Raw genomic sequence first — 22,404 nt, 5'->3', positions numbered from 1 at the left:
CCCGCAGCTATGATAGCTGCGGGGCCTTAACGTGCTGCTTCCAGGCAGGTGCCCGGAGGGAACTTCTGCGGGAAGCTATATGTGAATAAAAGTCCGGTTCAAGTCATGACGGATAGCTGATAAAGGTACGGTCTGTAAGGGAAGAACCGGACGTTTAACGCGCCTGTCTTAGAACGATGCTGCTGCTGTCTTCGCCAGCTGCAGGCCGGATGCGATAATGTCAGCGGATTTATCAGGGTTCTGGTTGTGTCCTTCGATGATGACCTGTGTGATCTCTTTGAAGCCCCAGAAGTTCAGGTTGCCCAGGATGAAGTTAACAGCCATCTCAGCGCTTGCTGCCGGGCCTTCGGAGTATACGCCGCCTCTTGCATTCAGCACAGCTGCCTTCTTGCCGGTCAGCAGTCCTACCGGACCTTCAGCGGTATACTTGAAGGTAGTACCGGCCTGGTTCAGGTAGTCGATGTAAGTGTGCAGTACAGCCGGAACGGTCATGTTCCACAGCGGGAAGGCAAATACAACCTTGTCAGCAGCCAGGAACTGGTCGAGGTATTTCTTCACCAGTGCGGCGCCTGCAGCTTCTTCAGGAGTGGCTTCGAAGCCCTGAGCAGCCTTGTAAACACCGGTAATCAGTGTGTTATCGTAGTAAGGCAATTGTTCAGCGAACAGATCAAGCTCGGTAATCTGATCCTGCGGATGAGTCTCCTTGTAGCTTGCCAGGAATTCGTTGTAGAGCTGAACACTTACAGCCTGCTCGGCAGGGCGGTTATTTGCTTTGATAAACAGTACATTCGACATTATGATTTCTCCTTAGGTATATATTTAATATTAACTATCGATAATATAGCATTTAGTTTTTTGTTTGTAAATATCCCGGCGGATAAAAATTTTTTTGCGACAGAAAAAGCCTTGTTTTTGCATTCCTACTATATCTTCGGTTGCTCCGTTTCATTTGCAGATTCGCTGTCTATATGTAGTCGGCTTATTTCGACATGGGATTTTGGCTGCTGAAGGGACGGGTTTAGGGAATCTGCACCCCGGTTATATAGGAAATATAAGGATAGAGCCCCCATTCAAAGGAGCGATTGACATGTCCATTGACCGGTTCATCATCAAGAAACTGGACAACTGTCACGAAGAGCATACCCGGCTTAACCTGGTGAAGTTGTTCAAATTGCGAATTCAGAAGGCGGAAAAGCAAGAGAAACAGAATCTGCGGATCGGCTGACGGCGCCTGCCTTAGCCCTTATAAACAAAGCACTCCCTGCCCGGCAGGTGTGTGCTTTTTTAAGCTCAAAAAAAATCCCTCTGTTTAGTAGAGGGATAATGCCAATGTATCATTTTCACTGTAACTGTGCAATATAGCTTCTGAGCCTTTGATTTCAATACTGATTAGAGAATTCAGACATTTCTGCAGGGCGTTTTTTCCCTTTTGGATTTTAAGCTCCAGTGTGCTGTTTAGCAGTCGAAGTACTTTTTGGGTCGGCTGTTTGTTTTCGGTTGTGAAATATACAGGTACACGCTTGTTTTGAAATGTGATAAGCATTGTCATCGAAATCACCTCGCTAAAAGTATTTCATGCTAATGATCTTACCCTCTCTTTCTTAATTTTACCTTAAAATTAGCTTATGATAACATAAAGATTGTAACTTTCATAGGTTCACTACTTACCTGCAGCTGCTTATTTATATAAAATATATAAAAACATGGATTCAGCGATAAAGGAAGGGATTATGAATGTGAATAATCAGGATGTGGCCTGTTTGGCGGCTTTTCTGTTCCCGGGCGCAGCCGGGCGGCACAAGATTGACAGTCTGATTCGGGCAGCCCCCGGCGCCTTGCGGATCTGCAGGCTGAGGTTCGATGAGGGCGATGTCCTTCAGGATGTCTGTATGCAGGTTCTGGAGGACCGGACGATCATTACGGGAGTGCAGGCTGAGGACGCCTTCGGCTATGAACTGAAACTGTCTGAGGAGACGAAGGGGGCCTGCGAATATCTGTTCAACTGCCTGGGCCAGCCGCAGGCCCGGACGTTGTCTGTTCCGGCACTCTTTCTGTCCAGACGGCGGTTCGAGGAGATCCGGGAACGGGCGGAAGGCTGGACCTTATGTGTGCTGGCCGAATGCCTGGGCGCGGAGACCGGCGATCCTGACAGCGCTGCCCGGCTGGCCGGAACGCTGAAGGCGCAGACGGCTTCAGGAGAGCTGCGTTTATGTTCACGGGAAGGCGGAGACTGGAATCTTCAGCAGGCCTCGTACATCGAAGCGGAGACCGGCGGCTGGCTGCTGCGCAGCAGCTGTGAACCCGGAGACGATTATATCATTGCCTTCCCGCTCACCCGGGCGGAGCTGTGCCATGCCTTTGGCGAATGGCTGCTTCATGACTCACCGTTTAATATGGGAGATTAGCTCCCGGCCAGACAGACTATGTCAGCCTTCCTTTGAGAAGACTGGCTTTTTTTATGGATTTAGGATGCGATACGGCTCTTTAACCTTTCTATAGGCTCCCGCATATGCTTAGAGCAAGGGCGGAAGACCCGGAAAGAAAGGAGAAGATCGCATGAAATACAAGCTTAAGCTGTTATTGCCGTTCCTGATCATACTTTTGAGTCTGTCGGTCATTGCCGGTTGCGGCGGGAGCTCGGCTGCCGTCAAGGTGAAGATCGGCGAAGTAACCCGTTCCGTGTTCTATGCGCCCGAGTATGTGGCCTTGTCGCAGGGCTTCTTCAAGGACGAAGGGCTGGATGTGGAGCTGCAGACGATACCCGGCGGGGACAAAACGATGACTGCACTGCTCTCCGGTGCCATCGATGTAGCTCTGGTCGGCTCGGAAACCTCGATTTACGTGTACCAGCAGGGGGCGGATGATCCGGTCATCAATTTCGCCCAGCTTACCCAGCGGGACGGAACCTTCCTGTTCGCACGTACGCCGGATAACCACTTCACATGGGACAAAGTCAAAGGGTCAACCTTCCTCGGACAGAGACAAGGGGGAATGCCGCAAATGGCCGGCGCTTTTACCCTGAAGAATAAGGGGATCGACACCGCGAAGGATATCAAGCTGATCCAGAATATTGACTTTGCAAACATTGCCGGCGCTTTTGCTTCCGGAACCGGGGACTATGTGCAGCTTTTTGAGCCGCAGGCTTCAATCTTCGAGAAGGAAGGCCGGGGTCAGGTGGTGGCTTCCTTCGGGGTGGAGAGCGGTTATCTGCCGTATACCGTATTTATGGCGAAGCAGAGCTATATCGGCAAGAACAAAGAGACGGTACAGAAATTCACGAATGCAATCCAGCGGGCCCAGCTCTGGGTGAAGGCTCATAGCGCCGAGGAGATTGCTGATGCGGTGATGCCGTATTTTGACAAGACGGACCGGAGCATTGTGGTCTCTGCCATCAGCCGCTACAAGGAACAGGATACCTATGCGGTGAACCCGGTAATCGATGACAAGGAATGGAACAATCTGCTGGATGTAATCGACTACGCGGGTGAACTCAAGGAACGGATTCCGGCAGGCACCATCGTTGATAACAGCTTTGCGCAGCAGGCAGAGAGCAGCGTGAAGTAGGCAAGTCCGGCGTCAGCTATACTACACAATCCGTCAACAAAGAACTTATAGGAGGGCCAATATGCTTCCAGTAGTGGAGTTGAAGGAAATCACACACGCCTATCTGGGAGACGGCGAGGCTAATCTTGCGATTGAGGATCTGAATCTCACTGTCGGAGCGGGCGAATTCATCAGCCTGGTTGGTCCGAGCGGCTGCGGCAAAACGACGATACTGTCGATCATCGCAGGGCTGCTGCAGCCGTCACGCGGCGAAGTGCTGCTCAGCGGCCGTCCGGTCACGGGACCTTCACCGGAGGTAGGCTATATGCTCCAGCAGGACTATCTGTTTCCCTGGAGGACCATCCAGGATAATGTGCTGCTCGGGCTGGAGCTGACCGGCAGGCTGACCGGGAGCTCACGCGCCCAGACGCTGCAGCTGCTCGCCGATATGGGGCTTGAAGGCAAAGAGCAGGCATATCCGGCCCAGTTCTCGGGAGGCATGCGCCAGCGTGTGGCCCTGGTCCGGACCCTGGCGACTGATCCCGGGCTGCTGCTGCTGGATGAACCGTTCTCCGCGTTGGATTACCAGATCAAGCTTCAGCTGGAGGATCTCGTCTCCGAGACCTTGCTGCGCAGGGGAACAACGGCGATTCTGGTGACCCATGACCTGTCTGAGGCGATTGCCGTCAGCAGCCGGGTCATTCTGCTGCAGCGGAATCCCGGCAGAATCCGCAAGGTGTTTGAGGTGCCGGAAGCGATCCGGAGCACCCCGCCGCTGTATGCGCGTGATCTGCCGGGATTCGCGGAGCTTTTTCATGAGATATGGAAGGAAATGGAGCTGGCGGGGAGGGATGAGATGTGAGTACAGAAGCGCCTGCGCAAGCGGACTCCCGTGCCCATTGGCTGAAGCAGAAGCATGACGACTACCGGAAGCAGAAGCGCCGCCGCCGGAGCCAGGTCCTGATTGTCCGAAGCAGCCTGCTGGTGCTGTTCTTTGTGCTCTGGGAAGCGGGCGCCAGACTCGGCTGGATCGACGAGCTGCTGTTCAGCTATCCGACGAAGGTCTTCCGGCAAATCTGGGAGGACATGGCCAGCGGCAGTCTGTGGCCCCATCTGGGCATCACTGTGGGGGAGACGGCGGTAGGATTCGTTCTGGGCACCTTGCTCGGCACGCTGCTTGCGGTCATCATCTGGTGGTCGCCTTTTCTGTCCGCAGTCCTTGATCCTTATATGGTCGTCTTCAACAGCATGCCCAAGGTCGCCCTGGGACCGATCTTCATTGTGATGTTCGGAGCAGGCTTCACCGCGATTGTCGTCACTACGTTATCGATCACAGTGATTATTACGACGCTGGTCGTATATAACAGCTTTTGCAGCGTGGACCCTAATCTGGTGAAGGTGGTCCGGTCCTTCGGCGCATCCAAAAGCCAGGAATTCAGCAAGGTCATCCTCCCCGCTTCCTTCCCCACAGTAGTCTCCACCCTGAAGGTGAATGTCGGGATGTCCTGGGTCGGGGTCATTGTCGGGGAGTTTCTGGTGGCCAAATCGGGGCTTGGGTATTTGATTATCTACGGCTTTCAGGTATTCAACTTCACCCTGGTGATGTCCAGTCTGCTTATCATCGCTGCGGTGGCAACCGCAATGTATCAGCTCGTAGTGTATGTGGAGAAGGTGCTGCTGTCGAGACGGTAAGAATCATGTAATATTGTGTCTATTGGCAAAATCTTGTACCATGACTATATCTTTATCTGAATTATGAAGCTGTAGGAGAGGTATTCACATGGGATTTCGTATTATCAAAACGGCGGCTGCAACTCTGCTGTCCATTCTGCTGGCAGCCGCCGCAGGCATTCCGAATGCGCAAAGCGCGGGACTGCTGGCTATTCTCGGGGTGGAAACCACCCGCAAAAGGAGTCTACGTACCATTACGGCACGCTTTTTTGCCTCTTTGGTAGGGCTCTTTTTGGGTTGTATTCTGTTCTACCTTCTGGGTTTTCATTATTGGGTGCTCGGACTGTATGTACTGTTCGGCTTCCCGCTGATCGTCCGCTCCGGCTTCAAGGAAGGAATCGTTACCAGCTCGGTTATTGTATTCCGCGTATTCGGACAAGCTGAACTCACGGTACATATTATACTGCAGCAGGTTGAGCTGCTGGCGGTCGGACTCGGCTCGGCCGGTCTCGTGAACTTCATCTATATGCCGCCCGCGGGCGACAAGATGGCCGGCATCCGCAAGGAGGTGGACGGCTACTTTTCGGTCATCTTCAGGCAAATGGCGCGCACGCTGCGTGATCCGGGTTACCTGTGGGACGGGAAGGAGCTGATCGGCGCGGGGGAGGCGGTGCAGAAGGGGCTGAATGCCGCAGCGCGGGAAATGGAGAACCATGTGATTCACCCGGATGAAGCCTGGAACGTCTACTTCTATATGCGTAAGGAGCAACTGGAGTCGATCCAGAACATGATGCAGCTCCTCTCCCAGGTCTACCGCCAGCTTCCGCACGGGGATATGGTGGCTGAGCTGTTCGACCAGCTTAGCGGGGATGTGCTGGCAGAGGAGTATACCGGCCGGACTGAGCGGCTGCTGCAGAGCCTGGAGCAGGAATTCCAGGAGATGGAGCTGCCGGATTCACGCGAGGAATTCGAGATCCGCTCGGCGATACTTCAGCTGTGCCGGGAGCTGGCGCTGTATCTTAAGATTGCGAAGCGCTACAAGAGTCCGGTGGAAGGGCGTCCGGTCAAGGACAAGCTGCCTGCCAAAGGCAATGAAGTGTGAAAAGGTCGGATAGCCTATCCGGTAGGTATTCACATTCCGGTGTAAAATAACGATAAGAAATATAAGCACAAAAAGTGAGCGTGCCTGTTCCGTTATGCCCGGGTGCTCCGTGCTCCAGCACTTATTTCATAGTTCTATTAGACGGCGCAGCTCATGCCGCGAAGCTTTCCATTACAGCGGGGTTCACTCCGGTGGGCCACTGCACTGGCAGGTGAAGAAATATGAACCACAGCAATGAACAATATATCGGAAAACAGCTTGCAGCCAACCTCTTCAATCACAGCGGCGTATTTGTGCTCCCGGCGCTGACGCTGCTGAGCAGCGAGCATATCCGCCTCATCACCCAGCACAAGATCGTTCTTACCCCCCAGGATGTGCTGCAGCTGGACAGCGCCGCCTTCTATCAGCTGGCAGTGGATGAGTGTACGGCGGCGATGGAGAGCATTTTCGAGCAGCTGCGTTACACCAAGACCAAGAGGCTGCCGATGCTGGAAATCCGCAATGAAGTGATTCCGTTCATCCAGCAGGTCAGCGAGAAGAATGATTTCTATGGCATACTGGCAGCATTGCAAACGAAGGATGATTATACATACCGGCACAATGTCGCGGTGGGGATTATCTCTACCCTGCTGGGCAAATGGCTGAAGCTGAAGCCGGAGGAGCTGAGCATGCTGACAACCGCAGCCACGCTTCACGACATCGGCAAGGTGATGATCCCCGATGAGATTCTGACCAAGCCCGGCCCGCTGGACGATGAAGAATATGAAATGATGAAGAAGCATACCACGCTCGGCTATGAGATGATCCGGGACACGCCGGGCACGACACATATGCAGGCGCTGGTGGCTCTGCAGCATCATGAGCGGATGGACGGCAGCGGATATCCTTTTGGCGTGATGGGGCACCGGATTACCGACTTCAGCAAAATCGTCGCGGTCGCGGATGTGTTCCATGCGATGACCTCTGACCGCTTCTACCGCACCGCCGCACCACTCTATGAGGTGCTGAGACAGATGGATGACAATGTCTACGGCAAGCTGGACCCGTATATTTGCAGCGTGTTCATCCACAAGCTGATGCAATCGATGATCGGCAACGATGTATTGCTCACGGACGGACGGATCGGCAAGATCATCATGATTCTGGCCCATGATCCGCTGCGGCCGCTGGTGAACATCGGAGAAGACTTCATTGACCTGAGCCGCAACCGCCAGCTCGGAGTGGTCCGGGTGCTGCCGCAGTAGGCGCTTTAATATGATGGAGGCCTTATATAACAGGAAAGCAGCGGTTCCCTTGGGCGGGGCCGCTGCTTTTATTTTCCGGGCGGGGCACTCATAACAAGGGGATTCCGGCAATAAAATGAACCAGAGGAATGAATAAACGGCCTCCGGGGGCTTACCCAAATTTATTTCTACTCTAACAATCAACAAATGCCCAGAACGTGCATACACTTGATAGTGAATGATTGTATGGAGGAGGTTCAAAGATGTCATTAAGCCATAAACGTCAAACAAGGGAGATCATTACGAAGGCAGTTTGCGGCAAAGGTCGTAAGTTCTCTACAGCAACTCATACCGTGACTCCGCCACATCATCCGACGAGTATTCTGGGGGCATGGATTATTAACCACCAGTACGAAGCGGTTGCCGCCGGGAACGGAATCGAAGTAATCGGTACCTACGATGTGAACATCTGGTACTCTTACGACAAAAACAAACAGACCGAGGTCGCCAAGGAAACTGTCTCCTATGTGGAGCTGATTCCATTGTCGTATCTCGATCCGAGACACCGCGCTTCCACTGCGCAGGTCTCTGCGGAGGCAACGCAGGAACCTAATTGCGTGGAAGCCGGGGTATCGCCGGGCGGCGGCAGCGTGACGCTGCGGGTGGAACGCGAGTTCGAGGCGGAGCTGGTGGCTGAGACCAAGGTCCGCGTGTATGTCAGCGATCAGAGCGATGATCCGGAAGACAAGGATTATGATTTCGAAGGTGAAAGCTTTGATTACGATGATCTGGACCCTGACGCCCTGGATGATGAGTTGTAGGATGCAAAGCGCCGCTTGCCGCTGTCACTGTGCGGGTTATGATCCATTATATGTAGAGAGGGCAGCGGCGAAGAGGGCGAATGCCCTCTTTTTTTTGAAAAAGGGGGAAATATTTATTCAGTGATGGGATGGGGAGGCTGGCAGGCTCAATAAAGGATGTGTGTAACTGGGGCTGACGGGAGAACAATGGGTCTCCCCGCAGCTATCAGCCATTGTGCTGCACTCCGCTGCCGGATTTCCAATTATTAACCAGCCCGCGGCCGCGGTCACCCGTTTCTCTCACTCCCCGGCGGGCGTGGATGGAAGAGAATGAGGTGTAATCGTGCACTTGAACGTGGCGGATGTAGATGAAAAGAGGGAATGAAGGGTATTAATGCTATTGTGCGAAATGTGGGTTTGAGCGGGAATGAGGGGTATTTATGCACTTGAATGTGACGGATAAGGGCTGGAGGAGAGTATGAGGGTTAGTTGTGTACTATAATGTGCCGGGTAGTATGGGTAAGAGGTGAAGAAAGGGACGTTGTAGATTTGAACGCGACGGATATGAGCCAAGGAAATTATGGGCAAGAAGAGGTATAGCGGGTGTGGGTAATCGGCTTGCTCTGGGAGGATTGTATGGTGACTGCTTAGGTGCGTTCGGAAAGGTAGTTGGCACTGGACGCGGCTTGAACATATATTGATGGACGGAGGCCAAGGCATGAACGAGGGGCTTCATATATTCCGGGGGCTGGCACCGGTTCAGGTAGAAGGCAGGCTCCGGCGCTGCGGGATTGAGGTTGACCCCGGTGCACTAACCCGGCAGGCCAAACGTAAGGAAACTGGAGAGAGCCGTACATATATTCATGGACAAGACCCCGTAAGCTACAAACAGCATTACCGGGTCATTATCTTCAACTTGGCAGTGCTGGAATGCCACCCTCTCGGCGCAGGTGCCGCTATGGGGAGTGTGCTCCGGGGTGCTGGAAGGTTATGGAATGGTGCAGACGCAAATGGAAGGATAGAGTATGGGACTAGCCATGAGCATACTGGAGAGCAGGCGGGAAATGGACGTGAAGAAAGAAGTGGCAACGGGCACGGTGGGTATGAATATGAGCGCGAGGAAAGAAGTGCTGGCAGGCATAGTGGGGATGGAAATGAGCAAGAGGAAAGAAGTGCCGGCGGGCACAGTGGGGATGGAAATGGACGCGAGGTAAGAAGTGCCGGCGGGCATAGTGGGGATGGAAATGAGCGTGAGGAGAGAAGTGCAGACAGGCACGGTGGGCATGAAAATGAGGAGGTAGGTGAGTCCAGGAGAGAGGTGCGGGGGGCGGCTGGAGTGCTCCAGACAACGGCGGTGCGGGCGCTCTACAGCCTGGGGCTGGACAGCGGCGAGGTGGAGCTGCGGGCCATGGGCGGGCGGCGGTATGCGGTGACGGGCATCACTCCGCTGATGCCCGAACCTGGCGCGCCGCTGCCTGAGCCGTACCGTTCCGCTTCCGCTGAGCTGGACCGGCGGCTGGGCCTTGAGCAGCCCGGACGTCCCGGGCTGCTGATGGGGATGGACCCGGAGTTCCTGCTGCTCCGGGAATCCACGGGCCGCGTCGTGCCGGCGTCGCGGCACCTGCCCACGGACGGCATCGCGGGCTGCGATGCCGGACCCCCGGGAACGCGCGGCGTGTTCCCGGTAGCGGAGCTGCGCCCCGCGCCGCGCGGGAACCCGCGGGCGCTGCTGGCGCAGCTGATGTCCGCCGCGCGCGAGGCGGACCGGCTCATTGCCGACCGCTCGCTGGGCTGGCGGGCGGGAGGCATGCCGCTGCGGGGCTGGGCCCTCGGCGGCCACCTGCACTTCAGCGGCGTGACGCTGTGTGCGCCGCTCCTGCGCGCGCTCGACAATTATCTCGCGCTGCCGATGTTTTTGCTGGAGGACGTCCGGGCTGCGGCCCGCCGTCCCCGCTATGGCGTGCTCGGCGATTTCCGCCTCCAGCCGCATGGCGGCTTCGAGTACCGGACCCTGCCGAGCTTCCTGGTCTCCCCGGTCATCGCCAAAGGCGCGGTCGCCCTGGCTCACCTGATCGTGAGCCATTATGAAGACCTGCCGCTGCGCCCGCTCGACCGGGAGGATCTTCATGCCGCCTATTACAACGGCGACAAAACCCCGCTGCGCGCAGCCTGGCCTCCCCTGGAGGCGCAGCTGCGCGGGCTGGGCGGCTACGCGGAGGCCGCCCGTTGGATCGGTCCGCTGCTGCGTGCCATCGCCGCACAGCGGACCTGGGATGAGTCGCGGGATATCCGCGGCTCTTGGCTGGGCAGCGCCCCGTCCGTCTCCGGGGCGCTGCCCCCTTCTTAACCAGACCGCCGCCGCTCACGCTCCGCTGCCGCTTAAGCGGAGGAGCCTGTGCAGGCGGCTGTTTTTTAGCTGAATGCCATAATGAATTATCCTCTCTGACACCCTCGAAATATATTTCTTATTGATTTCATGGGACTGTAACTTACATAATTGTCATTGAGAGGAATGATTATGAATTGACTAATCCGAATATCAGCACAACCGTTGCAGGCGATGTAATTGTAACCCGTTTAACTGGCAGGATTGGATTAGAGGAAGTAAATGAATGGTTTGACGGCTTCGGGCAGGTATGTGAGCAATTTATATCCGGGGGCCGGAAGTTCAAGCTGCTGGTGGACCGCCAAGGATACGTGCCGGATCATTTTTCGGTGCAAAAAGCATGGAAAGATAAGTTCTTCAATGAGTCCATTCTGAATTACAGCAAGGCCATTGCGTTTCTTCTGGAAGAAGGGGAGATCCTGAAGCATCTACAGCAGACAAATACCAAGGAATCTGTGAAATTTTTCGATGATTATGAACAGGCGTTGACCTGGCTAAGTGATTATCCGATTTAACACTTTGATTGAATCGTGTGCACACAATCAACTGCTGTGCGAGGCACGTGCCCAAAATGTAATTGAAAAACCGATCACATTCGGCGCTGCGGAGGCGCGTGGACCAAAATATAATCGAAAAACCGAACACATTCGGCGCTGCAGAGGCACGTGGACCAAATGTATGCGGAAAACAGTATACAATGGGCCTGTGTGTGGGCGAGCGGACCAGATGTATGCTAAAAACAGTATCCATTCGGCTCAACGGCGGCGTGTGGACCAAATGTAATCGAAAAACCGAACACAATCTCACCCCACGCGCCTCCACCACCACACCCCATGTGCTCCCCTGAGCTTAGTCACCCCATCAACAATTTATTTCCTGTACCTCCCAGATAAAATGCTTTTTTACCGGCAAATCCCCTCCAACCGTCCTCCCAGCGCTCACCCAGCACTCACCCAGCACTCACCCAGCACTCACCCAGCACTCACCCAGCACTCACCCAGCACTCACCCAGCACTCACCCAGCACCCCCTCTTTCCCGCCCGCACCAGCTTTTAGCAGAAGCCCCTGAGTCTAGCGGGTAACGTTACCGGTGAAGTTTCTGCTATAATAGAGAACAGTATGAAGTAGGCATGGAGGTAGACGATGGCAAATTATACGCCGATGATTCAGCAGTATCTGAAAGTGAAGGAAGGGGCCAAGGACGCTTTCCTTTTCTTTCGGCTGGGCGATTTCTATGAGATGTTCTTTGAGGATGCGCTGCTGGCGTCCAAAGAGCTGGAGATTACGTTAACGGGCCGCGACGGCGGTGTAGGAGAGAAGATTCCGATGTGCGGGGTGCCTTATCATGCCGCGGAAGGATACATACAGCGCCTGATTGAAAAAGGCTACAAGGTCGCCATCTGCGAGCAGCTTGATGATCCCGCAGTCACCAAAGGGATGGTCCGCCGCGATATTGTCCGGGTGATAACCCCCGGTACAGTCATGGATGGCAAGAGCATTACGGACAAAAGCAACAACTATCTCGTCTGCGTCACCGAAGAGGACGGGATGATGGCGCTGGCCGCCTGCGATTTGACGACAGGGGAGCTGTATGTCACCTCTGTGCCGGGCAATGAAGAGTGGCTGCGCGATGAGATCGGGGTCTATGAGCCTGCCGAGATTATGGGCGACCCGGGCCTGCTGGAGCTGCTGCGCAGCGAAGCTTCCATACTGGCCAAGCCGGTGGTCTACACGCCGTGGGACAAGCTGGAGGAAGGGCTGGCCCGCCGCCAGTTCGGCGAAGCGGCCTGGGTCCGGCTGGAGAAGGAGCGCGGCCGCGCTCTGGCGCTGCTGATCTCCTATCTCAGCGAGACCCAGCGCCGGTCACTCGGGCAGCTCACGCAGATCTCTCCTTATGAGCCGGGCAACTACATGATTCTTGATCCGTTCACCCGGCGGAATCTGGAGCTGACCGAGACTGTACGGGAACGTTCTAAGAAAGGCTCACTGCTCTGGCTGCTCGACCGCACCGAGACCTCGATGGGCGGACGCCTGCTGCGCCGCCGGATCGATAAGCCGCTTTTGCAGCGCGCGCCGATTGAGCGCCGCCTGGAGGCGGTCGATTATCTGTATAACCAGTTCATTGTCCGCGAGGATCTGCGCGGGGCGCTGAAGGAAATCTACGACCTGGAGCGTCTGGTCGGACGCATTGCCTTCGGCAGCGCGAACGGCCGGGATATGAATGCGCTGAAGCTGTCGCTGGCCCAGATCCCTGTGCTGAAGGAGATGTGCCTGTCCTCTGGATCCGCTACGTTAAGGGAGATCGGCGCGTCAATGGATGAATGCGCAGAGCTGCGGGAGGACATCGAGGCGGCGATCGTTGAAGATCCGCCGGTGTCTGTCCGTGACGGGGGGATTATCCGCGCAGGCTTCCATAAGCGGCTCGATGAGCTGCGGGAGGCGAGCAGCAGCGGCAAGCGCTGGATTGCCGAGCTGGAAGCGAAGGAGCGCCAGGTGACCGGAATCAAGTCGCTGAAGATCGGGTACAACAAAATCTTCGGATATTATATAGAAGTAACCCGCTCCAACCTGTCGTCACTGCCGGAAGGACGGTACGAGCGCAAGCAGACGCTGGCGAACGCCGAGCGTTATGTGACCCCGGAGCTGAAGGAGAAGGAAGCGCTGATCCTGGAGGCCCAGGACAAAATGACCGATCTGGAATACAGCTTGTTTATCGAGCTTCGCGAGCAGATCAGCAGCCAGGTTCCGCGTCTGCAGGCGCTGGCTGAGAAGGTGGCGGAGATCGATGTGTATCAAGGGCTGGCCGCCGTGAGCGCCGAGCAGCGCTTCGTCAAGCCGAAGCTGTCTGACAGCTATGACCTGCGGCTTGAAGGCGGACGCCATCCGGTTGTGGAGGCCGTGCTGAAGGACTCCGCTTTCATTGCCAACGGCAGCACGCTGAGCAGGGATGAAGGCAATATCCTCCTGATTACAGGACCGAATATGGCCGGTAAAAGCACCTATATGCGCCAGGTGGCGCTCATCTGCATCATGGCCCAGATCGGCTGCTTCGTCCCGGCGGACAGCGCCGAGGTTCCGCTGATCGACCGCATCTTCACGCGGATCGGCGCGGCGGATGACCTGATCGGCGGTCAGAGCACGTTCATGGTGGAGATGGCCGACATCCAGGTCATGACGGAGAAAGCCACCGCCCGCAGCCTGATCATCATCGACGAGCTGGGCCGGGGAACCTCGACCAGCGAGGGGATGGCTATCGCGCAGGCGGTGATCGAATATGTGCATGATACCATTGCCTGTAAGGCACTGGTCTCGACGCATTTTCATGAGCTGGCTCATCTGGAGCAGAGCCTTAAGGGCCTGCGGAACTATTCGATGGCGGTTCAGGAGAGCGGGGATAAGGTCAACTTCCTGCGCAAGCTGGTGCCGGGTGCTGCGGACAGCAGCTACGGCATCTACTGTGCGCGGCTGGCCGGGCTGCCGGAAGGCATTATTGACCGGGCTTACGGCCTGCTGCAGAGCATTGAACAGGCCGTCCCTCCGGGCAGCGCACAGCTGAACTACGGCACGGGGGGAAGAGAGGCTTCCGGTCCGGTCCTCCGGGAAATTCCGGCAGCCAGTGGTGTATCTTCGGATGCTTCAGCGCTTCCTCTTAATGGCTCCGCAGCCGTTTCATTGACTGCCGGCCAGCAGGAGGCAGCCGCTTCCCTTGCAACTTTGGCCGAGGAAGAGGACAATGAGGTTGTGCAGCTTTCTATTTTTGGCGAGGAAGAGCCGCGTAAGAAGGGCAAGGGCGGGGCGGCATCAGCTCCGGCCCGGGAGAATCCGCTGCTCAAGGAACTGGTTGCAGCCGTTCAGGACGCGGATCTGATGAACATGACGCCGCTGCAGGCGATGGGCCTGCTGAACGAGCTGAAGCTGAAGGCACGGGACCTGTAGGCCACAGCCGGTAATGTTTTGAAATTTTCCATTATTCCATTCTATATCAGGCGAGGTGAACGAATATGGCCAGAATCCATGTGCTGGACGAGCATATTGCCAACCAGATTGCTGCCGGTGAGGTGGTGGAGCGCCCGGCTTCCGTTGTGAAGGAGCTGGTGGAGAATGCGATTGATGCCGGAAGCACGCGCATTGAGGTGTCCGCGGAAGAGGGCGGCCTCCAGAGCATCCGCGTGAAGGATAACGGCTCCGGCATCGAGCCGGAGGATTGCGAGACGGCCTTCTACCGCCACGCCACCAGCAAAATTATGAACGGCCGCGATCTGTTCCAGATCACCAGCCTCGGCTTCCGTGGCGAGGCGCTGCCCAGTATCGCGGCGGTCTCCAAGCTGGCGCTGCTGACCGCAAGCGGGGAGGACGGCAAGGGCAGGCGGCTTGTCATCGAAGGCGGCAAGCTTATTCAGAATGAGGATTCGCCCTCCGGCCGGGGGAGCGATGTTACCGTCTCGGAATTATTCTACAATACACCGGCAAGGCTGAAGTATATGAAGAGCATCCAGACCGAGCTGGGCCATATCTCGGACGCGATGTACCGGATGGCGCTGGCCCACCCGGATATCTCCTTCACCCTGCATCATAACAGCAACCAGCTGCTGCGCACGCTGGGCAACGGTGATCTGCTGCAGGTTATTGCCGCCGTGTACGGCACCTCTGCCGCCAAGGCGATGCTGCCGGTTGCCGCAGAGGACCCGGATTACAAGCTGTCCGGCTATATCAGCCGTCCGGAATGGACCCGCTCGAACCGCAATGCGGTGACAACGATTGTCGGCGGACGGTATATCCGCAGCAACGGTCTGAACGCAGCGATCATGCGCGCGTACCATACCCTGCTGCCGATTAACCGCTATCCGCTGCTGGTTCTGGAGCTGGACATGCATCCGTCGCTGGTCGATGTTAACGTGCATCCGGCCAAGCTGGAGGTCCGCTTCAGCAAGGAAGCAGAGCTGTATGCCTTCGTTGAGCAGCAGCTCCGTGCGCTGCTGATGGGGCAGACCCTGATTCCGCGTCCGACCAAGGAGATCATTGGCGGCAAGAACAGCAGCTCCTTCATACAGGAGCAGTTCGCCTTCCCTAGAGGCACTGCTCCGGGTGCGGGGCAGCAGGATACAAGAGCAGAATTGCCGGGCCAGCTCAGCTCCGGCCCGGGAGCGCCCGGCCAATCTGCTGCCAGTCGTCTGAACCCGCCCGGCAGGGGGGATTGGAGCCAGGCTCCGTTCCCGGGCAGCACAAGCCCGGCCGCTTCTGCTTCGGCCGGCAGCTATTCCCCGGCGCAGCCGCAGGCCAGAGAGTCGGCGGCAGCCTATAGCGGCGGGAATGCTCCCCCGGCTCCATACCGGAGCGGGACTCAAGGTCCGCCGCCCGTCCGCCCGCAGGGGAGCTACCGTCCGCAGCCGGGTGCCGGGGAGCTGTATGCTCCGGCGGAGCATACCGAATCCGGATTGCCGCAGTTCCCGGAGCTGAATTATATCGGGCAGCATCACGGAACGTATATTATCGCCCAGAACGACAGCGGTCTGTATCTGATCGACCAGCATGCTGCGCATGAGCGGGTGAATTACGAATTCTATTATGAGAAGTTCGGCAAGCCTGAGGATGCCTCGCAGGAGCTGCTGATCCCGATTACGCTGGAGTTCACCCCTTCGGAGAGCAAACAGCTCAGCGAGCGGCTGCACTGGTTCGAGCAGGCCGGGGTTGTTCTGGAGCATTTCGGCGGTCAGACCTTCCTGGTCCGTTCGCTGCCGTACTGGTTCCCGGAAGGCGATGAGAAGGCGGTTGTCGAGGAGATGGCCGAGTGGGTCTTAAGCGAACGGTCCATTGACCTGGCCAAGCTGCGCGAGAAATCCTCCATCCTCTGCTCCTGCAAGGCTTCGATCAAGGCGAACCAGAAGCTGACGGAGCTGGAGGTAGAGTCGCTGCTCAGCAGGCTCGCTGCCTGCCGTCAGCCTTATACCTGTCCGCACGGCCGTCCAATCGTCGTCTCCTTCTCGGCGTATGATCTGGAGAAGCTGTTTAAGCGCGTGATGTAGAGGTTATATTGTATATTTGACAAGAGCAAGATCGGAGGCAACATGATTATAACAACGGGCTTTGACCCGATACCTGAAGTGACAGGCCGGGCGAAGCGGCTGGCCGAGCGCACCGGCTGCGCTTATATCCCGCGGGCCAGATTCTCCATCACGAAGCTTGCGGAGCATGCCGGAGACGGAGAGATTCTGGTTGTGCTGCAGGAGGCGGTCCGGCTCATGACGCCAGGGATGCCTGACATGGAGTTTCATCCCAGCATGGGCTTCGTGCGGGCGAAGCGGATCATTCGCGGAGAAGCCGACCCGATGATTGAGGCAGCCGGAATGCAGCGCGGAGACAGTGTGCTGGACTGCACGGCAGGCCTGGGGGGAGACGCGCTGCTGTTTGCCGTCGCCGGCGGTGAGCATTCCCGGGTGACGGCGCTGGAGAGTTCCCTCCCGCTGTACGCGCTGCTGCTGGAGGGAATGGCGACCTATGTCTCCGGCCAGACGAAGGTGAATGAGGCGCTGCGCCGCATTGATGTGCAGCATGGCGACCATCTGGATTACCTGCGGGCGCAGCCGGATAACAGTGTCGATATCGTCTATTTCGACCCGATGTTCCGGGTACCGCTGACCGGCTCGGCGGCGATCTCGCCGCTGCGGCAATTCGCCAATCCCGCCGCGCTCTCGGCCGCCAGCGTAGCTGAAGCTTGCCGGGTGGCGCGCAAAACCGTGCTGCTGAAGGAGAAGGCGCTGAGCGGAGAATTCGCCCGCCTGGGCTTCACAGAGCTGCTGAGATCCAGCGCCAAAACATCGTACGGGGTGATTACCATTGACAACAGAGACTAGACGCAAGGTGCTGGTGCTGCTGGGTCCGACAGCGGTCGGCAAGACCCGACTCAGCCTGGAGCTGGCCGAAGCCCTGGGGGCGGAGATTATCTCCGGGGATTCCATGCAGGTCTACCGGGGGATGGATATCGGGACGGCGAAGATCCCTCCGGCAGAGATGAACGGCATTCCGCATCATCTGATTGATATTCATAATCCGCACGAGGCGTATTCCGTAGCCGAATTCCAGGAGCAGGGCGCCCGGCTGATCGAAGAGATCAGCGGCAGGGGCAAGCTGCCTTTTATTGTGGGCGGAACGGGCCTCTATATTGAATCCCTGTGCTACGGCTTCCGCTTCTCGGAGGCCGTCGCTGATGAGGCATTCCGCAGCGAGCAGGAGGCATACGCCGAAGCGCATGGGGCAGAAGCCCTGCATGCCCGCCTCGCGGCAGTGGACCCGGTCAGCGCAGAGCGGCTGCACCCCAATGACCGGCGAAGAATCATCCGCGCGCTGGAGATTCACCACCAGACGAATGTTCCGTTATCCGACTCGCTGGCCGTCCAGAAGAAGGAGTCGCCATATGATTTATGCCTCATCGGTTTGACAATGGACCGGCAAATACTATATAAACGTATTGAAGACCGAATCGACCAGATGCTGGCGGAGGGGCTTGTCGCCGAGGTGCAGGGGCTGCTGGAGAAGGGCTACGGCAGGAGCCTGGTCTCGATGCAGGGCCTGGGCTATAAGGAGATTGCCGCCTATCTGGAAGGAGAGACTACGCTTGCCGAAGCTGTGGTGCTGCTGAAGCGCGATACCCGCCGTTTCGCCAAGCGGCAGTTGTCATGGTTTCGACACATGAAGGAGATTCAGTGGGTTGACGTACTGGAGAGCGGAAACTTTTCTGAGAATTTTGAAAAAATACGTGCTATAATAGCAGGAAAGTTTCTCTCAGGTCTTGAATATACTTCTGAACAATCTAATTGAACCATTGGGGGTACGTCATATGAACAAGTCCATTAACATTCAAGATACGTTCTTGAACCAGCTGCGCAAAGAGAATATCCCTGCTACAGTATATTTGACCAACGGCTTTCAGATCCGGGGCATCATCAAGGCCTTTGACAACTTTACCATTGTCATCGACAGTGACGGGCGCCAGCAGATGGTGTACAAGCACGCGATTTCCACCTTTACCCCGCAGCGCAGTGTGTCGCTGATGCAGGACAACACGAACGAGGTTTAAGATTTTCCAGTCTTGAAGCGAAACCTTTTTGCTTATAAATCGTTTGAATAGAGAGTGCGAGAGAGCAACCTGCGAGGGTTGTTCTTTTCATTCGTGAACATCATTCATGTTTTTTCCGTTAAGGGAGTCAGGAGGCAGCATGTCGAGAGACCAACTAACCAGGAGCGGCGGAGGCAACAGAAACAGAGGCAGCCAGCCGCCGTCCAAACCAAAGCCCAAGAAGAAGAAGAGATTCTTAACCAAAAAGCGTGTGCTGTGGAGCCTGTTTTTCTCCGTGGCCCTGGCTATTTTCTGTGCGCTGGGCGGCTATCTGTTCATTATGCTGAACGGCCAGAAGCTGCTGGAGGAGAACAGGGATAAGCTGACGGTGAATCCGCCGACGCAGATATTTGACCGGAACCGGAACCTGATCGGCGAGCTGGCCTTGGAGAAAAGCGATCCGGTGGAATACGAGGATATTCCCCAGATGCTGATTAAAGCATTCGTAGCCACCGAGGATAAACGGTTCTTCGAGCATAACGGGGTGGACCTCTGGTCCATCGGACGCGCGGCGGTCAAGGATATTGCGGCCCGGAGTATGGTAGAAGGCGGCAGTACGATTACCCAGCAGCTGGCAAAGAATATCTTCCTGAACCGTGACAAGACGTTCTTCCGTAAAGCAACCGAGGTATCGATTGCAGTGGCGTTGGAGAAGACAGAATCCAAAGAGCAGATTATCACGATGTACCTGAACCGGATTCCGTTCGGGGGTACAATCTATGGGATCAAGGCGGCATCAATCCGTTATTTTGGCAAAAGTAATCTAAATGACCTTAAGCTGTGGGAAATGGCGACCCTGGCTGCAATGCCAAAGGGGCCGTCCCGCTATAATCCGCTGCGCAATCCCGAGCTGTCCAAGGAACGCCGCGGCGTAGTGCTTCAGCTCATGTATGATCAGAAGCTGATTACCAAGGAGCAGATGGACGAGGCGAAGGCGGTAGATTACAACTACAAGCCGCCGGAGAAGAAGCAGCGTTACCAGGCGTTCATTGATTATGCGATTGACGAAGCCGAAGACAGATTCGGACTGACCGAGGACGATCTGAACATCGGCGGATACAAGATTTACACTACAATGGATAAGCATGCCCAGGAGACCGTTGAAGATGCTTTTGCCGACAGCGATAACTTCGAGAAAAGCGTAGACGATGAGCTGGTGCAGGGCTCCATGACGATTATCAACCAGGAGAACGGCAGCATCGTGGCGCTGCTCGGCGGACGCAATTATGAGAAAAAAGGCTACAGCCGCATCGAAGGCAGCCGCCGCTCCCCGGGTTCCGCCTTCAAGCCGCTGGTATCCTATGCGCCGGCGCTGGAATCCGGCAAGTTCACGATGGATTCCACGCTGAGCAATGAGAAGCAGTGCTTCGGCACCTACTGTCCGAACAACCTGCACGGATATTCGCGATCAATCAGCATGAGCGATGCGCTGACGAAGTCGGAGAATATTCCGGCGGTCTGGCTGCTGAATGAGATTGGCGTAAATACCGGCTTCCAGTTCGCCAAGAAGCTGGGGATTGATCTGAAGGATGAAGACAAGAATCTGTCGCTGGCCCTTGGCGGTATGAGCAAGGGGACTAATACGATGGAGATGGCCCAGGCCTACAGCGCGTTCGCCAATGGCGGCGAGCTGCGCCAGGCGTATTCCATCAAGTCAATTGCCGACAGCGACGACAAGACCGTCTACAAGGCGAACACCAAGCCGGAACGCGTGATGAGCGAGCAGACAGCGTATCAGATGACCGAGATGATGCAGCGTGTCGTACAGGACGGCACAGGGAAGCGGGCCAAAATCAACCGTCCGGTTGCCGGCAAGACCGGTACGACACAGAGTGGATACAAGGGCATCAGCTCCAACCGTGACGTCTGGTTCGTCGGCTATACGCCGGAATGGACGGCGGCGGTCTGGATGGGCTATGACAAGCCGAGCAAGACCCATCTGCTGAAGAACAGCAGCCCGCTGGCCGCGGCCTTCTGGGGCAAGGTGATGGAGAAGGCGCTGGAAGGCGTTCCTGCCAAGCAGTTCCCTGTTCCGAAAGGAGCAGAAGAACCGGAGGCTACCCCGACTCCTGAAGCGGTGTCTGCGGTAGCAGGCTTCCAGGCCGCTTACGATCCGAACACCATGACGGTCAACATGAGCTGGACTCCTGCTGCGGACAGCGGTGTAGAATACCGCATATACCGCCGGGAATCCTCGGAAGCGGACTTCACCCAGCTATTGAGCACGATGGCGTCCACCATTGGCGACATCAGTGCGATGCCGGGACTGTCCTATGAATATTATGTGACCGCCTATTACCAGGAGCTGGGCCAGGAGAGCGAGCCTTCGGAGACCGTCACGGTGTCCGTACAGGATGAACTCCAGACACCGGAGCCGGAGCCGACGATCGATCCGAACCTGCCGACCGATGATCCTGGGAACATTGACAATCCCGGCAACGGAGATAACGGGGAGAATCCCGGGGATAACGGTCCGGGCAATAACGGCCAAGGCAACGGACCAGGGAACAACGGGCCGGGTAATAATGGTCCGGGCAATAACGGTCCGGGCAACCACGGTAATGGTAACGGCAACGGTAATGGCAACGGTAATGGCAATGGCAACGGTAACGGGAACGGTAATGGCGGAGGTCCAGCAACAGCGCAGCCTGAGGTGACACCGCCGCCACAGTCCACACCGCCGCCGGAAGCGACCGCTGATCCCGGAACGAACCCTGATCCGGGCGCTGTCACAGACCCGGCCGGTGATCCAAGCAGCGGCTTCGTCGAAGGCGTTGGCACACCGCAGTAAGGTGCAGTCTTCTGAAGTCTGCTGCTTGCAATGATAACCCCGCCAGCCTGTAGAATTCTGCGATGAGCAGAGCTCCCGGCTGGCGGGTTTTTTCCTGTTGCGGCTGGCCTGGACGTTCTTTGCCTGCGGCCTTGCGGAATATTCCGCTATAGTTCTTTTTGAGTGTGTCTGCGAAATGTGTTAAGCTGAAGGCACTATTATCAGAAGAGGGTTAATCATATGAAACGTAAATTCGGAGACCGGGCCAACTGGCGCCGGATTACGCGCCGCCACTTTGCCTGCCGCTATGTGGAGACCCGGGAATTCAGCGGGTATATCACGCTCTACACGATATACGGGCTGAAGGAGCCGCTGTGGAAGAGCTACGGCAGGCATACATACCGCATTGCGGACAAAGGCTATTCATGGCTGCAGTATTTTCCCAAGGACAGCCACTATATTGTTACGGCCATGTTTGATGAACGGCAGAACATCGTGCAGTGGTACATTGACACCTGCAAGGTGCAGGGCGTGACCGATCAGGGCGTTCCCTGGTTCGATGACCTGTATCTCGATGTAGTAGTCCTGTGGAACGGTGAAGTGTTTCTGCTGGACGAGGATGAACTGGAGGAAGCGCGGGAGCGGGAGGATATCACCGATGGTGATTATAATCTGGCCTGGTCCACAGCAAGTGCAATTCTGCGAACGATAGACGCCCATGCCTTTCCCTATTTCGCCCTCTCGCTGAAGCATCGTGCCGAATTGTTTCATCACGGAGAATTCAGGAGGAAATAAT

General features: G+C 56.4%; 19 protein-coding genes. 17 read left to right on the top strand and 2 right to left on the bottom strand.

The annotated features are described in order from the left end of the window. Positions 1–168: 168 nt before the first annotated feature. Complete coding sequence (locus tag MHI24_RS02365; RefSeq protein WP_340023962.1) at positions 169–795, bottom strand: FMN-dependent NADH-azoreductase; 627 nt, start codon at positions 793–795, stop codon at positions 169–171. 292 nt (positions 796–1,087) lie between these two features. On the opposite strand from MHI24_RS02365, the gene MHI24_RS02360 reads away from it, so the two are divergent. After that, entirely contained in the window at positions 1,088–1,225 is a 138-nt protein-coding gene (locus MHI24_RS02360) for a hypothetical protein (protein ID WP_340023960.1), read from the top strand. Positions 1,226–1,309: 84 nt separating this feature from the next. Here the strand turns inward: MHI24_RS02360 and MHI24_RS02355 are convergent, their stop codons facing one another. Further along, positions 1,310–1,549, bottom strand: a complete 240-nt coding sequence (locus MHI24_RS02355; protein ID WP_238651556.1) for a hypothetical protein — start codon at positions 1,547–1,549, stop codon at positions 1,310–1,312. 181 nt (positions 1,550–1,730) lie between these two features. Here MHI24_RS02355 and MHI24_RS02350 point away from each other — a divergent pair, with 181 nt between their 5' ends. From MHI24_RS02350 to MHI24_RS02275, 16 genes are all read left to right on the top strand, one after another. Beyond that, positions 1,731–2,405, top strand: a complete 675-nt coding sequence (locus MHI24_RS02350) for a hypothetical protein (protein ID WP_340023959.1) — start codon at positions 1,731–1,733, stop codon at positions 2,403–2,405. A gap of 151 nt (positions 2,406–2,556) precedes the next feature. Beyond that, entirely contained in the window at positions 2,557–3,564 is a 1,008-nt protein-coding gene (locus MHI24_RS02345) for an ABC transporter substrate-binding protein (RefSeq protein ID WP_340023958.1), read from the top strand. 61 nt (positions 3,565–3,625) lie between these two features. After that, the gene (locus tag MHI24_RS02340) at positions 3,626–4,405 is read left to right on the top strand and encodes an ABC transporter ATP-binding protein (protein WP_340023957.1); all 780 of its coding nucleotides are present in this window, start codon (positions 3,626–3,628) and stop codon (positions 4,403–4,405) included. Beyond that, positions 4,402–5,235 carry an ABC transporter permease gene (locus tag MHI24_RS02335; RefSeq protein ID WP_340023956.1) on the top strand — a complete coding sequence of 278 codons (834 nt, stop codon included), beginning with the start codon at positions 4,402–4,404 and terminating at the stop codon, positions 5,233–5,235. Before MHI24_RS02340 ends, MHI24_RS02335 begins: the two co-directional genes overlap by 4 nt. Before the next feature lie 88 nt (positions 5,236–5,323). Then, positions 5,324–6,316: an aromatic acid exporter family protein gene (locus tag MHI24_RS02330; protein WP_340023955.1), complete on the top strand. Its 993-nt coding sequence runs from the start codon at positions 5,324–5,326 to the stop codon at positions 6,314–6,316. Positions 6,317–6,537: 221 nt separating this feature from the next. Then, positions 6,538–7,560, top strand: coding sequence for an HD-GYP domain-containing protein (locus MHI24_RS02325; protein ID WP_340023954.1), 1,023 nt, complete (start codon positions 6,538–6,540; stop codon positions 7,558–7,560). Positions 7,561–7,802: 242 nt separating this feature from the next. After that, positions 7,803–8,360, top strand: a complete 558-nt coding sequence (locus MHI24_RS02320) for an outer spore coat protein CotE (RefSeq protein WP_340023953.1) — start codon at positions 7,803–7,805, stop codon at positions 8,358–8,360. Between the two features lie 697 nt (positions 8,361–9,057). Continuing rightward, positions 9,058–10,686: a hypothetical protein gene (locus MHI24_RS02315; RefSeq protein WP_340023952.1), complete on the top strand. Its 1,629-nt coding sequence runs from the start codon at positions 9,058–9,060 to the stop codon at positions 10,684–10,686. A gap of 176 nt (positions 10,687–10,862) precedes the next feature. Beyond that, a complete protein-coding gene (locus tag MHI24_RS02310) occupies positions 10,863–11,240 on the top strand; it encodes an STAS/SEC14 domain-containing protein (RefSeq protein WP_340023951.1) in 378 nt (125 codons plus the stop codon). A gap of 628 nt (positions 11,241–11,868) precedes the next feature. Beyond that, positions 11,869–14,661 (top strand): DNA mismatch repair protein MutS, encoded by a 2,793-nt coding sequence (gene mutS, locus MHI24_RS02305; protein WP_340023950.1) that lies wholly within the window; start codon positions 11,869–11,871, stop codon positions 14,659–14,661. A 65-nt stretch (positions 14,662–14,726) separates the two neighbouring features. Continuing rightward, a complete protein-coding gene (gene mutL / locus MHI24_RS02300) occupies positions 14,727–16,748 on the top strand; it encodes a DNA mismatch repair endonuclease MutL (protein WP_340023949.1) in 2,022 nt (673 codons plus the stop codon). A gap of 42 nt (positions 16,749–16,790) precedes the next feature. After that, on the top strand, positions 16,791–17,576 hold the full coding sequence (locus MHI24_RS02295; RefSeq protein WP_340023948.1) for a class I SAM-dependent methyltransferase: 786 nt from the start codon (positions 16,791–16,793) through the stop codon (positions 17,574–17,576). Continuing rightward, the gene (gene miaA, locus MHI24_RS02290) at positions 17,560–18,540 is read left to right on the top strand and encodes a tRNA (adenosine(37)-N6)-dimethylallyltransferase MiaA (protein WP_340023947.1); all 981 of its coding nucleotides are present in this window, start codon (positions 17,560–17,562) and stop codon (positions 18,538–18,540) included. The genes MHI24_RS02295 and miaA overlap by 17 nt, the downstream gene beginning before the upstream one ends. A 19-nt stretch (positions 18,541–18,559) precedes the next feature. Continuing rightward, positions 18,560–18,799 carry an RNA chaperone Hfq gene (gene hfq / locus MHI24_RS02285; protein ID WP_340023946.1) on the top strand — a complete coding sequence of 80 codons (240 nt, stop codon included), beginning with the start codon at positions 18,560–18,562 and terminating at the stop codon, positions 18,797–18,799. Positions 18,800–18,938: 139 nt separating this feature from the next. Further along, entirely contained in the window at positions 18,939–21,629 is a 2,691-nt protein-coding gene (locus MHI24_RS02280; protein WP_340023945.1) for a PBP1A family penicillin-binding protein, read from the top strand. Positions 21,630–21,848: 219 nt separating this feature from the next. Further along, complete coding sequence (locus MHI24_RS02275; RefSeq protein ID WP_340023944.1) at positions 21,849–22,403, top strand: DUF402 domain-containing protein; 555 nt, start codon at positions 21,849–21,851, stop codon at positions 22,401–22,403. Position 22,404: the final 1 nt, after the last annotated feature.

Source organism: Paenibacillus sp. FSL K6-1096 (assembly GCF_037977055.1).
Taxonomy (GTDB): domain Bacteria; phylum Bacillota; class Bacilli; order Paenibacillales; family Paenibacillaceae; genus Paenibacillus_AQ.
The sequence above is the reverse complement of the archived record's forward strand: the minus strand, read 5'-3'. Positions and strand labels throughout refer to the sequence as shown.